14 protein-coding genes are annotated in these 15,831 nt (G+C 63.7%); 6 read left to right on the plus strand and 8 right to left on the minus strand.

The annotated features are described in order from the left end of the window. Positions 1 to 411: helix-turn-helix transcriptional regulator (locus APH30_RS13815; RefSeq protein WP_156326467.1), on the plus strand; the 411-nt coding region annotated here is incomplete at its 5' end. A 66-nt stretch (positions 412 to 477) separates the two neighbouring features. Here the strand turns inward: APH30_RS13815 and guaA are convergent. The 4 genes from guaA to APH30_RS13835 form a co-directional block, all read right to left on the minus strand. Beyond that, a complete protein-coding gene (gene guaA / locus APH30_RS13820) occupies positions 478 to 2,055 on the minus strand; it encodes a glutamine-hydrolyzing GMP synthase (RefSeq protein WP_009683420.1) in 1,578 nt (525 codons plus the stop codon). Positions 2,056 to 2,181: 126 nt separating this feature from the next. Next, complete coding sequence (gene guaB, locus APH30_RS13825) at positions 2,182 to 3,651, minus strand: IMP dehydrogenase (RefSeq protein WP_003255025.1); 1,470 nt, start codon at positions 3,649 to 3,651, stop codon at positions 2,182 to 2,184. Positions 3,652 to 3,798: 147 nt separating this feature from the next. After that, positions 3,799 to 4,353 (minus strand): hypothetical protein, encoded by a 555-nt coding sequence (locus APH30_RS13830; protein ID WP_054912857.1) that lies wholly within the window; start codon positions 4,351 to 4,353, stop codon positions 3,799 to 3,801. A 47-nt stretch (positions 4,354 to 4,400) separates the two neighbouring features. Continuing rightward, positions 4,401 to 5,156 (minus strand): sulfite exporter TauE/SafE family protein, encoded by a 756-nt coding sequence (locus tag APH30_RS13835; protein WP_054912858.1) that lies wholly within the window; start codon positions 5,154 to 5,156, stop codon positions 4,401 to 4,403. Between the two features lie 97 nt (positions 5,157 to 5,253). Between APH30_RS13835 and APH30_RS13840 the strand changes: the two genes are divergently transcribed. From APH30_RS13840 to leuA, 4 genes are all read left to right on the plus strand, one after another. Continuing rightward, positions 5,254 to 6,138 (plus strand): LysR family transcriptional regulator, encoded by an 885-nt coding sequence (locus APH30_RS13840; protein WP_054912859.1) that lies wholly within the window; start codon positions 5,254 to 5,256, stop codon positions 6,136 to 6,138. 32 nt (positions 6,139 to 6,170) lie between these two features. Then, positions 6,171 to 7,550, plus strand: coding sequence for an exodeoxyribonuclease VII large subunit (gene xseA / locus APH30_RS13845; RefSeq protein WP_054912868.1), 1,380 nt, complete (start codon positions 6,171 to 6,173; stop codon positions 7,548 to 7,550). Positions 7,551 to 7,553: 3 nt separating this feature from the next. Beyond that, on the plus strand, positions 7,554 to 8,381 hold the full coding sequence (locus APH30_RS13850; protein ID WP_054912860.1) for a M23 family metallopeptidase: 828 nt from the start codon (positions 7,554 to 7,556) through the stop codon (positions 8,379 to 8,381). 422 nt (positions 8,382 to 8,803) lie between these two features. After that, complete coding sequence (leuA, locus tag APH30_RS13855) at positions 8,804 to 10,477, plus strand: 2-isopropylmalate synthase (protein WP_009683414.1); 1,674 nt, start codon at positions 8,804 to 8,806, stop codon at positions 10,475 to 10,477. A 493-nt stretch (positions 10,478 to 10,970) separates the two neighbouring features. Here leuA and APH30_RS13860 read toward each other — a convergent pair whose 3' ends face one another. The 3 genes from APH30_RS13860 to zwf are packed head-to-tail and all read right to left on the minus strand — an operon-like array spanning position 10,971 to position 13,838. Further along, on the minus strand, positions 10,971 to 11,651 hold the full coding sequence (locus APH30_RS13860; RefSeq protein WP_054912861.1) for a bifunctional 4-hydroxy-2-oxoglutarate aldolase/2-dehydro-3-deoxy-phosphogluconate aldolase: 681 nt from the start codon (positions 11,649 to 11,651) through the stop codon (positions 10,971 to 10,973). Positions 11,652 to 11,668: 17 nt separating this feature from the next. Next, a complete protein-coding gene (gene pgl, locus APH30_RS13865; RefSeq protein WP_054912862.1) occupies positions 11,669 to 12,382 on the minus strand; it encodes a 6-phosphogluconolactonase in 714 nt (237 codons plus the stop codon). Then, positions 12,369 to 13,838: a glucose-6-phosphate dehydrogenase gene (gene zwf, locus APH30_RS13870; RefSeq protein WP_009683411.1), complete on the minus strand. Its 1,470-nt coding sequence runs from the start codon at positions 13,836 to 13,838 to the stop codon at positions 12,369 to 12,371. The genes pgl and zwf overlap by 14 nt, the downstream gene beginning before the upstream one ends. A gap of 211 nt (positions 13,839 to 14,049) precedes the next feature. On the opposite strand from zwf, the gene hexR reads away from it, so the two are divergent. Further along, on the plus strand, positions 14,050 to 14,913 hold the full coding sequence (gene hexR, locus APH30_RS13875) for a DNA-binding transcriptional regulator HexR (RefSeq protein WP_172828429.1): 864 nt from the start codon (positions 14,050 to 14,052) through the stop codon (positions 14,911 to 14,913). Here the strand turns inward: hexR and APH30_RS13880 are convergent. Next, positions 14,906 to 15,760, minus strand: a complete 855-nt coding sequence (locus APH30_RS13880) for a D-hexose-6-phosphate mutarotase (RefSeq protein ID WP_054912863.1) — start codon at positions 15,758 to 15,760, stop codon at positions 14,906 to 14,908. The genes hexR and APH30_RS13880 overlap by 8 nt on opposite strands. Positions 15,761 to 15,831: the final 71 nt, after the last annotated feature.

The raw sequence follows: 15,831 nt of genomic DNA on the forward strand, positions 1-15,831 counted from the left end.
GGGCTACGGCGCCTGCATTGCGAAAGCCTGAGCGTGGCCGTGGTGCTGGAGCTGGCGCGCCACTTGATAGGCCCTGCACAAGGCACGAAAAACCCGGACCGCGGGCTGCGCGACCTGGCCATCGAAGCGCGGCGCCTGCTCGACACCCAACTGGCCACCCCACCCACCGCCGCCAGCCTTGCACGCCAACTGGGCGTGGGCGAGACCACCTTGCGCCGGGCGTTCCGCGACGAATTCGGCCGGCCTATGCTGCAGTACGTGCGCCAGCAACGTCTGGAGCAGGCCCGCACCCTGCTGCTGGAAAGGCGCTGGCAGGTGTCGCAGGTGGCCTACCAGGTCGGTTATGCCAACCCTGCCAATTTCTGCCATGCCTACAAGGCCTATTTCGGCCACCCGCCTGGCAGCGAATAGCAGGTTTTCCCAGGCAAAAGAAAAGGGCCTGCAATGCGGCCCTTTTCGTTCAACGCCAGAGAGGGATCATTCCCACTCAATCGTCGCCGGCGGCTTGCTCGACACGTCATAGGTCACGCGCGAGATGCCGTCGATTTCATTGATGATACGGCCGCTGACGGTTTCCAGCAGCTCGTACGGCAGGTGTGCCCAACGCGCAGTCATGAAGTCCACGGTCTCCACGGCACGCAGGGCCACGACCCAGGCGTAGCGACGGCCGTCGCCGACGACGCCGACCGACTTGACCGGCTGGAACACCACGAAGGCCTGGCTGGTCTTGTGGTACCAGTCGGCTTTGCGCAGCTCTTCGATGAAGATGTGGTCGGCACGACGCAGGATGTCGGCGTATTCCTTTTTCACTTCACCGAGGATACGCACACCCAGGCCTGGGCCCGGGAACGGGTGGCGGTAGACCATGTCGTACGGCAGGCCCAGCTCCAGGCCGATCTTGCGCACTTCGTCCTTGAACAGTTCACGCAGCGGCTCGACCAGCTTGAGGTTCATTTCCTCCGGCAGGCCACCGACGTTGTGGTGCGACTTGATCACGTGGGCCTTGCCGCTCTTGGCGCCAGCCGACTCGATCACATCCGGGTAGATGGTGCCCTGGGCAAGGAACTGGATGTTTTCCAGCTTGCTGGCCTCGGCATCGAACACGTCGATGAAGGTGCGGCCGATGATCTTGCGCTTCTTCTCCGGGTCGGCTTCGCCTTCCAGGTTGTCGAGGAACTGCTTTTCAGCGTCGGCGCGAATGACCTTGACGCCCATGTTCTCCTTGAACATGGCCATCACCTGGTCACCTTCGTGCAGGCGCAGCAGGCCGTTGTCGACAAATACGCAGGTCAGCTGGTCGCCGATGGCGCGGTGCAGCAGCGCGGCAACCACCGAGCTGTCGACGCCGCCAGACAGGCCCAGCAGGACGTTGGCCGAACCCACTTGTGCACGCACCTGGGCGATGGCGTCTTCAACGATGTTGGATGGGGTCCACAGGGCCTCGCAGCCACAGATGTCCTGCACGAAGCGGGACAGGATGCGACCGCCCTGCTTGGTGTGGGTCACTTCCGGGTGGAACTGCACGCCATAGTAGCCGCGGGTGTCGTCGAACATGCCGGCGATCGGGCAGCTTGGGGTGCTGGCCAATACATGGAAATTGCCCGGCATCTGGGTGACTTTGTCGCCGTGGCTCATCCACACGTCCAGGCCCAGTACGCCGTCAGCGTCGATGTGATCTTCGATGCCGTCGAGCAGGCGGCTCTTGCCGACCACGTCCACGCGGGCATAACCGAACTCACGCAGGTCGGAACCTTCGACCTTGCCGCCCATCTGTTCGGCCATGGTCTGCATGCCGTAGCAGATGCCCAGCACCGGCACGTTCAGGTCGAATACTGCCTGCGGCGCGCGCGGGCTGTTGGCTTCGTGGACCGATTCGGGGCCGCCGGCGAGGATGATGCCGCGCGGGTTGAATTCGCGGATCGCTTCATCGTCCATGTCGAACGGGTGCAGCTCGCAGTACACGCCGATCTCGCGCACGCGGCGGGCAATCAGCTGGGTGTACTGGGAACCGAAATCGAGGATCAGGATGCGGTGAGCGTGAATGTCGAGGGCCATGACTCAATCTCTGATGCAGTTGCAAGCGTCAAGCCGCAAGCTGCAAGTTGATCGGGGAGAACGCGGTAGTCGCTGCAGCGCAACTACCGCTTGTAGCTTGAAGCTTGTCGCTTACCGCTGGAGGCGTTAGCCGACGCGGTAATTAGGGGCTTCTTTGGTGATCTGCACGTCATGCACGTGGGACTCGGCCATGCCGGCGCCGGTGATGCGTACGAACTCCGGCTTGGTGCGCATCTCTTCGATGGTTGCGCTGCCGGTGTAGCCCATGGACGAACGCAGGCCGCCCATCAGTTGGTGGATGATCGCCGCCAGCGCACCTTTGTACGGCACACGGCCTTCGATGCCTTCCGGTACCAGCTTCTCGGCACCGGCCGAGGAGTCCTGGAAGTAACGGTCGGACGAGCCTTGCGCCTGTGCCATGGCACCCAGCGAGCCCATGCCGCGGTAGGCTTTGTAGGAACGGCCCTGGAACAGCTCGACTTCACCTGGCGCCTCTTCGGTACCGGCGAACATCGAACCCATCATCACGCAGGAAGCACCGGCTACGATGGCCTTGGACAGGTCACCGGAGAAGCGGATGCCGCCGTCGGCGATCAGTGGCACACCGGTGCCTTCCAGTGCAGCGGCAACGTTGGCGATGGCGCTGATTTGCGGCACGCCGACGCCTGCAACGATACGGGTGGTGCAGATAGAGCCCGGGCCGATACCGACCTTGACCGCGTCAGCGCCGGCTTCGGCCAGGGCCTTGGCCGCAGCGCCGGTGGCGATGTTGCCGCCGATCACCTGCACCTGCGGGTAGGTTTCCTTTACCCAGCGCACGCGGTCGATCACACCTTTGGAGTGACCGTGGGCAGTGTCGACCACCACCACGTCAACCCCGGCAGCAACCAGGGCGGCTACGCGCTCGCCGGTGTCCTTGCCAGTGCCGACGGCAGCGCCGACGCGCAGGCGACCTTGGTCGTCCTTGCTGGCCAGCGGGTAGGCCTTGGCCTTTTCGATGTCCTTGACGGTCATCATGCCCTTGAGGTTGAACTTGTCGTCAACGATCAGGACTTTTTCCAGGCGGTGCTTGTGCAGCAGCTCGCGCACTTCGTTCTTGTCGGCGCCTTCGCGCACCGTGACCAGGCGCTCTTTTGGCGTCATCACGTCGCGGACCTTGGCGTCCAGGCGGTTTTCGAAGCGTACGTCACGGGAAGTGACGATGCCGACCAGGTCACCGTTGGCCAGCACTGGCACGCCGGAGATGTTGTTCAGGCGGGTCAGCTCGAACAGGTCGCGCACGGTAGCGTCGGCGTCGATGGTGATCGGGTCCTTGACCACGCCAGCCTCGAACTTCTTGACCTTGCGAACTTCGCCGGCCTGCTGCTCGATGGTCATGTTCTTGTGGATGATGCCGATGCCGCCTTCCTGAGCCATGGCAATGGCCAGGCGCGCTTCGGTCACGGTGTCCATGGCGGCGGAAACCAGCGGAATGTTCAGCTCGATGCCACGAGTCAAACGGGTCTTGAGACTGACTTCATTGGGCAGTACCTCGGAATAGCCAGGTACAAGGAGGATATCGTCGAAGGTCAGGGCTTCTTGGCTGATACGCAGCATCGCGGGGGCTCCCGGGCGGGAAAAATGGAAGCGCGCCATTATACTCATGCACGGCGCGCCGCTCAATGTAAATCAAGCTTCAAGTTACAAGCGGCAAGCTACGAGAGTCGTCAGGCATACAGGCCGCTTTTTCTTGAAGCTTGCGACTCAAGGCTTGCAGCTGACTTGCACCACCGTCACCGGCTGGTCGAGCCAGTCGGCGAAGCTGTCGAGAAAGGCCTGGGTAAACCCGGCCTCGCCCCAGTTGTTGAAGATGAACCCCAGGTTGGAAAAGGCACATGGCTGCAGGTAAATGAAGCCATTGATGTCATCTTCGAAGCCGCACAGCGGGCAGGTGAAGTTGTCACTGACCGCCGGCATCCATTCTTCCAGGCTTTCGAACAGCGGCTCGCCCACCTCGCGCCGGCACTGCGGGCAGCCGGCTTCTTCAAGAAACCCTTCGGTGGGGGTATAGATGCAACGCTTGAGCATCACTTCCAGGCCGTTGGCCTGCTCGCCAAAAGGCAACAACTCAGGCCGCAGGGCCACCTTGCGGGCGCCTGCCGCCAGGGCGTGGCCCATGCGGTTGCCGGTACGGCCACAGGTGCTCAGCTGCTCCTCGACCACTTTCTCGCGTACCAGCCAGCGCACGATGGCACGGGCGCGGGCTTCGTGCACCGGCACGGTAGACAGCTTGGGAACGATAATGCTCTGGGTGTTCATGAACGGTACAAGCCTGCAAAACTGCGGTAAGGGCGCAATTCTACCGCTCAGGCGCCGAGGTAGCGACCGATCAGCGCCAAGCCGCTGGCCAGCACCAGCCAGGTGACCAGGCGCACAAAGGCTTCTCGCGACAGCCTGTGGGTCAGCCCACGGCCGACCCACAGGCCGATGAACATGACCGGCAGCAGGCATGCAGCCAGCAAGAGCAGGCTCTGGTCGGCGTAAACACCGGCGACCAGGAACAATGCCAGGCGCACCACCGTGCTGCAGCTGATCAGCGCGCTCTGGGTGGCGCGCACCTGCTCCTTTCGTTCCAGGCGTGCACTCAGGTACAGCGCATAAAGAAAACCGCCGCTGCCGAACAGCGCCCCGAACAGCCCGCCTGCCGTACCCATTGGCACTGCCCAGAAACCCGACAGGTTCGCCGGCCGCAGGTTGACCGCCAGGCTATACAGCGCATAGGCCGTAACGAACAGGCCCATCAACAGCAACAGCACGTCAGACTGCAAACGCAGCAGGAACACCACGCCCAACGTGCAGCCCAGGGCCATGAACGGCAACAGCCGCAGCAACTCGCCGCGCACCACATCACGGCGCGAAGGCAGCAGGTTGCCGAAGGCGGCGACAAAATCGAGCAACACCAGTAGCGGGATGATCCGTGACAACGGCATGAAATGGATCAGCACCGGGCCCGCCACCAGGGCCGTGCCGAAACCGGCAATGCCAAAGACGACGTAGGCCACGCCGACGCCGAGCAGGATGGGCAGCCAGTCAAGGCCGGTGAGCGACAGTTCAGTGAGCATGGCAGCAGTTCCAGGGAGCATAGGCAAAGGTTAGCCAGCTGAGAGCCATGCCGACTAATATGGCTTTATCGCCAAAGCCATCTCGAAAAGGCATGACATGACGTCCATCCGCCAGTTGCGTTATTTCGTGGAAATCGCCGAGTGCGGCAGCTTCAGCGGTGCCGCTGAACGCCTGTTCATCGCGCAGTCGGCACTCAGCCGGCAGATCAAGGAGCTGGAGCAGCAACTGGGCACGCCATTGTTCGAGCGCACCGCCCGCCTACCGCGCCTGACCCCGGCCGGCCAGGCGTTGCTGGAGCGGGCACGGCGCCTGCTGGCCGACCTGGCGCAGGCAGAGCGGGTGACCCGCGATATTGGCCAAGGGTTGCAAGGCAGCTTGCGCCTGAACCACTCCAGCACCGTCCCGTTGACCGGCCCGCTGCTGGCGCGTTTGAGCGGTTACCTGCACGCTAACCCGGGGGTTGCATTGGACATCGCCCAGCAGTCGTCGGAGGCGCAACTGGAAGATATCGCTGCGGGGCGGCTGGATATCGGCTTGTTGCGCTTGCCGGTGCTTCGCCAGCATGAAGGCGTGGTGCTGCATGAACTGTTCAGCGAGCCCGTGCTGCTTGCGGTGGCGGCCGGGCATCCGTTGGCCGGTGTGGCGCAGGTGGCGCTGCAGCAGTTGCGCGACGAGCGCTTCATTTCCATTCCGCACCGTGAGCGCGGCGGGCTGAGCTACCTGGCGGCCTCGTTGTGCATGGATGCGGGCTTTTTCCCGCAGGCGGCGCAGGTGCTGTCGCGCAAAACGACCCAGCTGCAGCTGATCCAGGCAGGTTTTGGCGTGGCCCTGCTGCCGCAATCCATGCGCGATATTGCGCCGGCCTCTATCAGTTTCGTCACCCTGGAGGGGGGCGGGGAAAGTACCGTGGCCCTGGCGTGCCGGCGCGATGCAGAGCAATTGGTGCGCCAGTTCGTGGCCGCGATGAAAGATCACGGCTAGCCCGCAACGCCCGGTAAGGTATGATGCGGGCCATGATCAGAGACCCTTTCGAACGACTCGGCCTGGACCGCGAGGTCCTGACGGTCAGCCAACTCAACGGCCGCGCCCGCGTGCTGCTCGAAGACGTGTTCCGCAGCGTGTGGGTGGAAGGCGAGATTTCCAACCTCGCCCGCCCGGCGTCTGGCCACATGTACTTCACCCTCAAGGACAGCGGTGCCCAGGTACGCTGCGCCCTGTTCCGGCAGAGCGCCACGCGGGTGCGCCAAGCGCTGCGCGATGGCCTGGCGGTGCGGGTGCGGGGCAAGGTTTCGCTGTTCGAGGGCCGGGGTGATTATCAGCTGATTCTCGACACCGTCGAGCCGGCGGGGGATGGCGCGCTGCGCCTGGCATTCGAGGCCTTGAAGGAAAAGCTCGGTGCCGAAGGGCTGTTCAGCGCCGAACGCAAGAAGCCCTTGCCTGCCCACCCGCAACGCATCGGTATCATCACCTCCCCCACCGGCGCGGTGATCCGCGACATCATCAGTGTGTTCGGCCGCCGCGCCCCGCAGGTGGAACTGAACCTGATTCCCACGGCGGTACAGGGCCGCGAGGCCATCGCACAGATCGTGCGTGCCATCCGCCTGGCCGACGGCCTTGGCTTCGATGCCCTGATCCTGGCCCGTGGTGGCGGCTCACTGGAAGACCTGTGGTGCTTCAACGAAGAAGCCGTGGCCCGCGCCGTGGCTGCCTGCGTCACACCGATTGTCAGCGCAGTCGGCCATGAGACCGATGTGTCCATCAGCGACTTCGTGGCAGACGTTCGCGCCCCCACTCCGTCTGCCGCCGCAGAGTTGCTGGCGCCCGACAGCAGTGGCATTCGCCAACGCCTGGACGGGCTGCAGCGGCGCTTGTTGCTGCGCATGCAGAACCGCCTGAGCCATGACCGCCTGCGCCTGGACTCGCTCACCAGGCGCCTGCGCCACCCGGGCGAGCGCTTGCGCCAGCAGGCCCAGCGCCTGGACGACCTGGACATGCGCCTGCGCCGGGCGTTCCTGCTCAGCCTCAACCAGCGCCGTGAGCGTCTGGCGCGGGCAGAAACCCGCCTGGCTGCGCAACACCCGGGGCGCAACCTGAAACTGCTGGCCCAGCGCCTGGACAGCCTGGCCGAGCGCCTGCCACGGGCCATGCGCGAACTGCTCAAGGACCGCCGCCAGCGCTTCCAGGCCCAGTTGCAGACGCTGCAGGTGGTCAGCCCGCTGGCCACACTGGCGCGCGGCTACAGCATCCTGCTCGACGACCAGGGCCAGGCGATTCGCAGCGCCGAACAGACCCGCAACGGCCAACGCCTTACGGCACGCCTGGACCAGGGCGAGCTGCTGGTGCGCGTGGAAGACAATCACCTGACTCCGGTCACCCTTTCGCTATTGGACTGACACATGCCCCGCCTGCTTGCCTCCCTGTTCGCCCTTTCCCTGTTACTGCTGGCCGGCGGCGCCCAGGCCAGTTACATCACGCGTGCGCTGAACAAGCCGGTGCCCGGCGGCGTGGCGGTGGTCAACCTCGGCCCTGCCGCCAGCGCCCCCGAAGCGCGCTTCGACGGCAAGCCGGTGCTGGTGGTCAAGGAGCAGGACAACTGGCTGGCCATTGTCGGAATCCCGCTGACCCAGAAGCCGGGTACTGCCGTGCTCAGCCAAGGCGGGCGCAACCTGCCGTTCAGCGTGGGTAGCAAAAAGTACCCCGAACAGCGCATTACCCTGAAGAACACCCGCCAGGTCAACCCGAACCCCGCCGACCTCAAGCGCATCGACCGCGAGCTGGCTGAGCAGATCAAGGCCTATCGCAGTTTCAGCCCAGCCCTGCCCAGCAACCTGATCCTCGACAAGCCGGTCAACGGCCCGCTGTCGAGCAAGTTCGGCGTGCGTCGCTTTTTCAATGGCGAGGAACGCAACCCGCATGCCGGGCTGGACTTCGCGGTGCCGGCAGGTACGCCCATCAAGACCCCGGCCAATGGCAAGGTGATTCTGGTGGGGGATTACTTCTTCAATGGCCGCACGGTATTCGTGGACCACGGCCAGGGCTTCATCAGCATGTTCTGCCACATGTCGAAGATCGATGTGCAGGTAGGGCAGCAACTGCGCCGGGGCGAGGTAGTCGGGCGCGTGGGCTCAACCGGGCGGGCTACCGGGCCGCACATGCATTGGAACGTGAGCCTGAACGACGCGCGGGTGGATCCGGCGATTTTCATCGGGGCGTTTCAGCCCTGAGACCACAGCGCCAGCCTCGCCGACAACCCCCGCCTCCACAGCGTTCCAGCACTGTGACAGTGCTGTGGAAGCTGGCTTGCCGGCGATGAGGCGAGAATAGGTCAAGGGGGTTCCACTGTGTTGCGCCAGCTAAAACTACTGCGCAACAATGAACAACCCCATGGAAAAATACAGCCATAAAATCTCGCTCATACGCTTTTTTTAAGCATTCCTCTCAATTTTTTCCGAACGCTTGCCATCCCCCACCCCACTGGTTAAGTTTGAAGGCATGAAAACCTTCAGCACCCTCATCCTGCTCCGACAACATTGCAGCCTCAGCTTGGTCAGCGCACGACTACCAGGCTGAATCGCGTCGCCTCGCCTCTTCATCTTGTTATCGCTCGGCAGGCCCGATTTCGGCCGCACACAAAAGGATTGCTTCCATGTCCATGCTCAAAGACCCTTCGAAAAAATACCGCGCCTTCCCGACTATCGACCTGCCTGACCGCACCTGGCCGTCGAAGACCATCACCGCAGCGCCCATCTGGTGCAGCTCCGACTTGCGTGATGGCAACCAGTCGCTGATCGAGCCGATGGATTCGGAGAAGAAACTGCGCTTCTGGAAGACCCTGGTCCAGGTGGGCGTGAAGGAAATCGAAGCGGCGTTCCCGTCTGCCTCGCAGACCGATTTCGACTTCGTGCGCACCCTGATCGAAGACGGCCACATCCCGGACGACACCACGATCCAGGTGCTTACCCAAGCCCGTGAAGACCTGATCGCGCGCACCTTCGAGTCGCTGCGTGGCGCGAAAAAGGCCATCGTCCACCTGTATAACGCCACCTCCCCGGCGTTCCGCCGCATTGTCTTCAACCAGGACAAGCAAGGCGTGAAAGACATCGCGGTGAACGCCGCCAAGCTGTTCGTCAAGTATGCCGCCCAGCAGCCCGAAACCCACTGGACCTTCCAGTACTCGCCAGAAACCTTCAGCGCGACCGAAATGGAATTCGCCAAGGAAGTGTGCGACGCGGTCATCGAGGTGTGGAACCCGACGCCAGAGCACAAAGTCATCCTCAACCTGCCGGCCACCGTGGAAGTCTCCACGCCGAACATCTACGCCGACCAGATCGAATGGTTCTGCCGCAATGTCAGCCGCCGCGACAGCGTGATCATCAGCCTGCACTGCCACAACGACCGTGGCACCGGCATTGCCGCCACCGAACTGGGCCTGATGGCCGGCGCCGATCGCGCCGAAGGGTGCCTGTTCGGCAACGGCGAGCGGACCGGTAACGTCGACCTGGTGACCTTGGCACTGAACCTGTACACCCAAGGTATCGACCCGCTGCTGGACTTCTCCGACATCGACGGCGTGCGCAAGGTGGTCGAAGAGTGCAACCAGCTGCCCGTGCACCCACGCCACCCTTATGTCGGCGACCTGGTACACACTGCGTTCTCCGGCTCGCACCAGGACGCCATCCGCAAGGGCTTCGCCAAGCAGCAGGAAGGCGAGTTGTGGGAAGTGCCGTACCTGCCGATCGACCCGGCCGATATCGGCCGCAGCTACGAGGCGGTCATCCGCGTCAACAGCCAGTCGGGCAAAGGCGGCATCACCTACCTGCTCGAGCAGGAGTACGGTATCAGCCTGCCGCGCCGCATGCAGATCGAGTTCAGCCAGGTTGTGCAGGGTGAAACCGACCGTTTGGGCCTGGAAATGACCGCTCAGCAAATCTACAGCCTGCTGCACAAGGAATACCTGCAGGCCAACGCGCCATACGCCCTGGTCAGCCACCGCCTGCAGGAAGAAAACGGCCACAGCGCCGTGGAAGTGGAAGTCGCCGGCGAAGGCGAAACCACCCTGCACTGGCGCGGCAAGGGCAATGGCGCCCTGGAAGCCCTGGTTGCCGGCCTGCCGGTTGCCGTGGAAATCATGGACTACAACGAGCACGCGATTGGTGCTGGCACCAACGCCAAGGCGGCGGCCTACATCGAGTTGCGCGTGGCCGGTGGCCGCCCGGTGCACGGTGTGGGTATCGACGAAAACATCACCACCGCCAGCTTCAAGGCACTGTTCAGCGCCCTGAACCGCTCGCTGAGCCAGCAGGAAGCCAAAGCGGCCTGAGCCCTGCCTGCTGAATGAGAAAGCCCGCATCGTTTGATGCGGGCTTTTTTGTTGGCCTGTACTGGCCTTATCGCTGGCAAGCCAGCTCCCACGGGGGACTGCACAGGCTTCGAGTTCTGCGATATTCCTGTGGGAGATCACACAGCCCTAAGGGCTGCGCTGTCGCGCAGTGAACTCGATCCATAAGCCCGGCGCGGCCCGCTCCCACAGGGGACTGCACAGGCTTCGAGTGCTGCGGTATTCCTGTGGGAGATCACACAGCCCTAAGGGCTGCGCTGTCGCGCAGAGAACTCGATTCATAAGCCCGGCGCGGCCCTGTGGGAGCGGGCGTGCCCGCGAACACCGGCGCAGCCGGTGCCATGCACCGCGCTGGATGCTTCGCGGGCGCGCCCACTCCCACAGGGTACGCGGTGCACCCGGCGCTGCAAGAAAGCCAGGCAAAAAAAAGGGGCGCCGACCAAGCGCCCCATAAGCCGTAAAGCACACAACAAATTCAGTTGGCGTCCACTAGCGCCATCGCCTCGGCACTGCACGCCTCGATCCGCGCCCAATCGCCATTCTTGATCCAGCTGCTGTCGAGCATCCAGGTGCCCCCTACACACATCACGTTGGACAAGGCCATGTAATTGCGCACATTGGCCGGGTTCACACCACCGGTTGGGCAGAAGCGGATATCGCCGAAAGGCCCGCCGAACGCCTTGATCGCCGCCACGCCACCGCTGATTTCCGCAGGGAACAGCTTGAAGCGACGGTAGCCCAGGGCATACCCCAGCATGATTTCAGACGGCGTGCTGATGCCTGGCAGTAGCGGGATCTCGCTGTCCACCCCGGCCTGGAGGAGCTCCGGGGTAATGCCTGGGGTGACGACAAATTGTGCACCTGCGGCTTCAACGGCGGCGAACATACCGCGGTCCAGGACAGTGCCGGCGCCCACGCAGAGCTCCGGGCGCTGCTTGCGCAGTACCTCGATGGCCTTCAGCCCAAGCGGTGAGCGCAAGGTCACTTCGAGGGTACGGATACCGCCAGCAGCCAGTGCGTCAGCCAGCGGCAGGATGTCTTCCTCACGGGCGATGGTGATTACCGGCAGGATGCGCGCCTTTTCGCAAATGGCGTCGATCCGCGCGGCTTTGTCGGCCATCGAGAGCTTGGACTGTGGGCGTTCAAGGGTGGTCATGACTGTGGATCCTTGGCTCATGGGCACCAGTAGATGTCCAGGGGGGCGTGAAGAAAAGCGCGAATCGGCATTTCGGTAAGGTCGTTGCCAGCCAGCGCGGCGCGCAGGGTGGCGAGTTTGCCCTGGCCCTGCACGGCCAGCGCGGTAAAGCCGGCACTGGCCAGCAAAGCGCGGGTCATCGACAGGCGCTGGTGCGGCACGCTGGGCGCCAGCAACGGCAGGCAGCGACGTTGGCCAGCCAAGTCCAAGCCTGCTTCCAAGTTCGGGCTGGCCGGGAACAGCGAAGCGGTATGGCCATCGTCCCCCATGCCCAGCACCAGCACGTCGATCTGCGGCAGCTCGGCCAACGCCTGGTCGGCCATGAGTGCGGCGGCGTCGAGGTTTTCCGCCTGCTGGTACAGGCCAATGAAGCGGGCCTTGGCCGCATTACCCTGGAACAGGTGACGGGCCAGCAGGCCCGCATTGCTGTCGGCGTGCTCTACCGGCACCCAGCGTTCGTCGGCCAGGCTGACGGTGACCTTGGTCCAGTCCAGCGCTTCGCTGGCCAGTTTTTCCAGAAATGGCACCGGGCTGCGGCCACCGGACAACACCACGCAGGCATGCCCTTTGGCAGCGACCGCCGCGCGCAGGCGCTCGGCCACGTCGTGGGCCTGCGTGGCGGCCAGCGCCTCGGCGTCTGCCAACTCGTGTACGTTCACGACCGCTGGCAGTTTCAGTTCAGATATCCCCATACCACGCCCTCCCATCGCGTGTGATCAGTGCAATCGAGCTCATCGGCCCCCAGGAGCCGGCCGCGTATGGCTTGGGCGCATCGCCCGCATTACGCCAGCCGGCGATCAACTGGTCGCACCACTTCCAGGCATACTCGATTTCATCCTTGCGCACGAACAGGTTCTGGTTGCCTCGCATCACTTCGAGCAATAGCCGCTCGTAGGCATCCGGAATCCGCGCACTGCGCCAGGTATCGGAAAAATTCAGCTGCAGCGGGCCACTGCGCAGTTGCATGCCCTTGTCCAGCCCCTGCTCCTTGGTCATCACCCGCAACGAAATGCCTTCGTCCGGCTGCAGGCGGATGATCAGCTTGTTGCCCACCTGCAAACGCTGTTCCGGGGCGAAGATGTAGTGCGGGGTTTCCTTGAAGTGGATAACGATCTGCGACAGCTTCTGCGGCATGCGCTTGCCGGTGCGCAGGTAGAACGGCACGCCCGACCAACGCCAGTTGCGAATGTCGGCACGCAGGGCGACGAAGGTTTCGGTATCGCTCTGCGCGTTGGCATTGTCTTCTTCCAGGTAGCCCGGTACCGGCTTGCCGTCGCTGTAGCCGGCAATGTACTGGCCGCGCACCACGCGGGTGCTCAGGGCGTCGCCCGTGATCGGTGCCAGTGCCTTCAACACCTTCACCTTTTCGTCGCGGATGGCATCGGCAGACAAGTCGCTGGGCGGGTCCATGGCGATCAGGCACAGCAGCTGCAGCAGGTGGTTCTGGATCATGTCGCGCAGTTGCCCGGCCTTGTCGAAGTAGCCCCAGCGGCCTTCGATACCGACCTTTTCGGCAACGGTGATCTCCACATGGGAGATGGAATTCTGGTTCCACTGGGTTTCGAACAGGCTGTTGGCAAACCGCAGGGCAATGAGGTTCTGCACGGTCTCCTTGCCCAGGTAGTGGTCGATACGGTAGACCCGGCTTTCCGGGAAGAACCGCGCGACAGCGTCGTTGACCCGGCGTGACGATTCCAGGTCATGGCCAATGGGTTTTTCCAGCACTACCCGGGTGCGCGCCACCAGGCCGGCCTTGTCGAGGTTCTCGCAGATGGCCCCGTATACAGCCGCGGCGGTGGCGAAGTAGGCGATCAACGGCAGCTCGCCGGGCAACTGCTCGGCCAGCGCCTGATAGCCTTCAGGCTGCAGGAAGTCCAGGTGCAGGTAGCTCAGCCGGGCGAGGAAGCGCCCCAGTGCGGCCGGCTCGATATCGGCCTCGGGCACATGCCGGCGCAGGTGCGCTTCGATGTGATCCAGGTGCGCCTGCGCACTGCCGGCCTCACGCGCCAGCGCCAGCAGACGGGTGTCCGGGTGCAACAGATTGGCGCGGTCGAGTTGGTACAGCGCAGGAAACAGCTTGCGCAGCGCCAGGTCGCCGAGGGCGCCAAACAGGGCAAAGGTGCAAGGTTCGACACTGATTGCAGCCATGATGTTGGTTCTTTCCTAAAGTTGGTCTAGGAATACCGCTTTCACATACGGTTTTCAAGGGGAAATGTAGTAAAAACCACAACATTACACACAAGTGTTACAGACAAGTGGTACACCAACCGCACCGACAGTACGATAGACGACCGTGCAAAAAGCCTGCTGCTCCCACAGCCGGCTGTCTTCCCGACCCAAGGACATACCCATGGACCGCGTGCGAAACCTCCTGGAACAGATCCAGGGACGCCTCGACGAGCTGAACAAGGCCGAACGCAAAGTCGCCGAAGTCATCCTGCTCAACCCGCAACAAGCCACCCGTTTCAGCATCGCTGCGCTGGCCCAGGCGGCCAAGGTCAGCGAGCCGACCGTCAACCGTTTCTGCCGCTCGTTCGGCGTCAGCGGCTACCCCGAGCTCAAGCTGCAACTGGCACAGAGCCTGGCCAGCGGCGCCGCCTATGTCAGCCGCGCAGTAGAGGCCGACGATGACCCGGCGGCCTATACCCAGAAAATCTTCGCCAGCGCCATTGCCTCACTCGACAGTGCCTGCCAGCAACTGGACCCGATGCAGGTCAGCCGTGCCGTGGACATGATGATCCAGGCCCGGCAAATCCACTTTTTCGGCCTTGGCGCCTCCGCCCCGGTGGCCCTCGATGCACAGCACAAGTTCTTCCGCTTCAACCTGGCGGTATCGGCCCATGCCGACGTGCTGATGCAGCGCATGCTGGCCTCGGTGGCCCACACCGGTGACCTGTTCGTGATCATTTCCTACACCGGGCGCACCCGCGAACTGGTCGATGTGGCACGCCTGGCCCGCGAAAACGGTGCCTCGGTACTGGGCCTGACTGCCGCCGGCTCGCCCCTGGCCAACGCCTGCAGCCTGAGCCTGCATATCCCGCTGCCCGAAGACACCGACATCTACATGCCGATGACCTCGCGCATCATTCAGCTGACCGTGCTCGATGTCCTGGCTACCGGCATGACCCTGCGCCGTGGCGTGGATTTCCAGCCGCACCTGCGCAAGATCAAGGAAAGCCTGAACGCCAGCCGCTACCCGATCGAGGACGACGAACTCAACTGAGCCGGTGCGCCTGCAAACGCAGGTGGGCACGTTGCCCCGGCGCCAGGCTCAGGCCCTCGCCGCTGCCACTGGCAGCCTCGACGCAGACAAAGCCCTGGCATTCCCGCCCGGTCACGCCCATTAACGGGCGATTGCCCGGGTGCCAGACCACCGTGTCGTCGCTGTCGCCCGTGTCGATGCACAGTTCGCGCTGCCAAGCCGGGTCCTGCAGTTGTACCCGGGGCGTGCCCGGGTAGACCTTCTGGCAGCCGCCCTTGAGCTTCAGCGCACCGCCCTCGCGGCAGGCCTGACGGTTGAGCCGGTCATAACCCTGGATATCCTCCAGCCCAGACAGCGCTATCTCGGAAACGTGACTGATACGCCAGTAGGCCAGCAAGGCATGGCTCAACTGGCAGGGTTGGCTGTCCTGGTGCTCGGTGCTCAGGCTCAGCTCCATGCGGCTGCCCAACCGGGCATGCAGGTCGACCTGCCAGTCGCACAGGTCCAGCTGCCACTTCAGGCTTACGCCCTCCTCGTCCTCGCGGCTGTCCACCAGCTTCCAGTCCAGCAACCGCGCCCAGCCATGCGCCGGCCACAGGTCTTCGCTGGGGTGGCGGCCATACCACGGCCAGCACACCGGCACACCACCGCGTATCGCCCCCACTTGCGGCCACTGCTCGGCGCACCACAGCCAAGGCCGCTCGCCCGCCGGCTGAAAATGCAGCAGTTGCGCGCCCTGGCGGCTGAATACCGCCTGGCAACGGGGGTGGTCGATGATCAGTACATCGCGCTGCTGGTAACGCTCCCACTCGAATGTCGGCCGCGACCGCTGCGAGGTGAAGAAGCGATGGAGCGGATGTTCAGGCATGGGTCAGAGCTCTTTTTGTTTGAGATAGCGCTGTCTCGGCCTATCCCCAACACCCACTGCAGGGCAGTGGG

The sequence above is a fragment of the Pseudomonas sp. NBRC 111127 genome (assembly GCF_001320345.1).
Classification (GTDB): domain Bacteria; phylum Pseudomonadota; class Gammaproteobacteria; order Pseudomonadales; family Pseudomonadaceae; genus Aquipseudomonas; species Aquipseudomonas juntendi.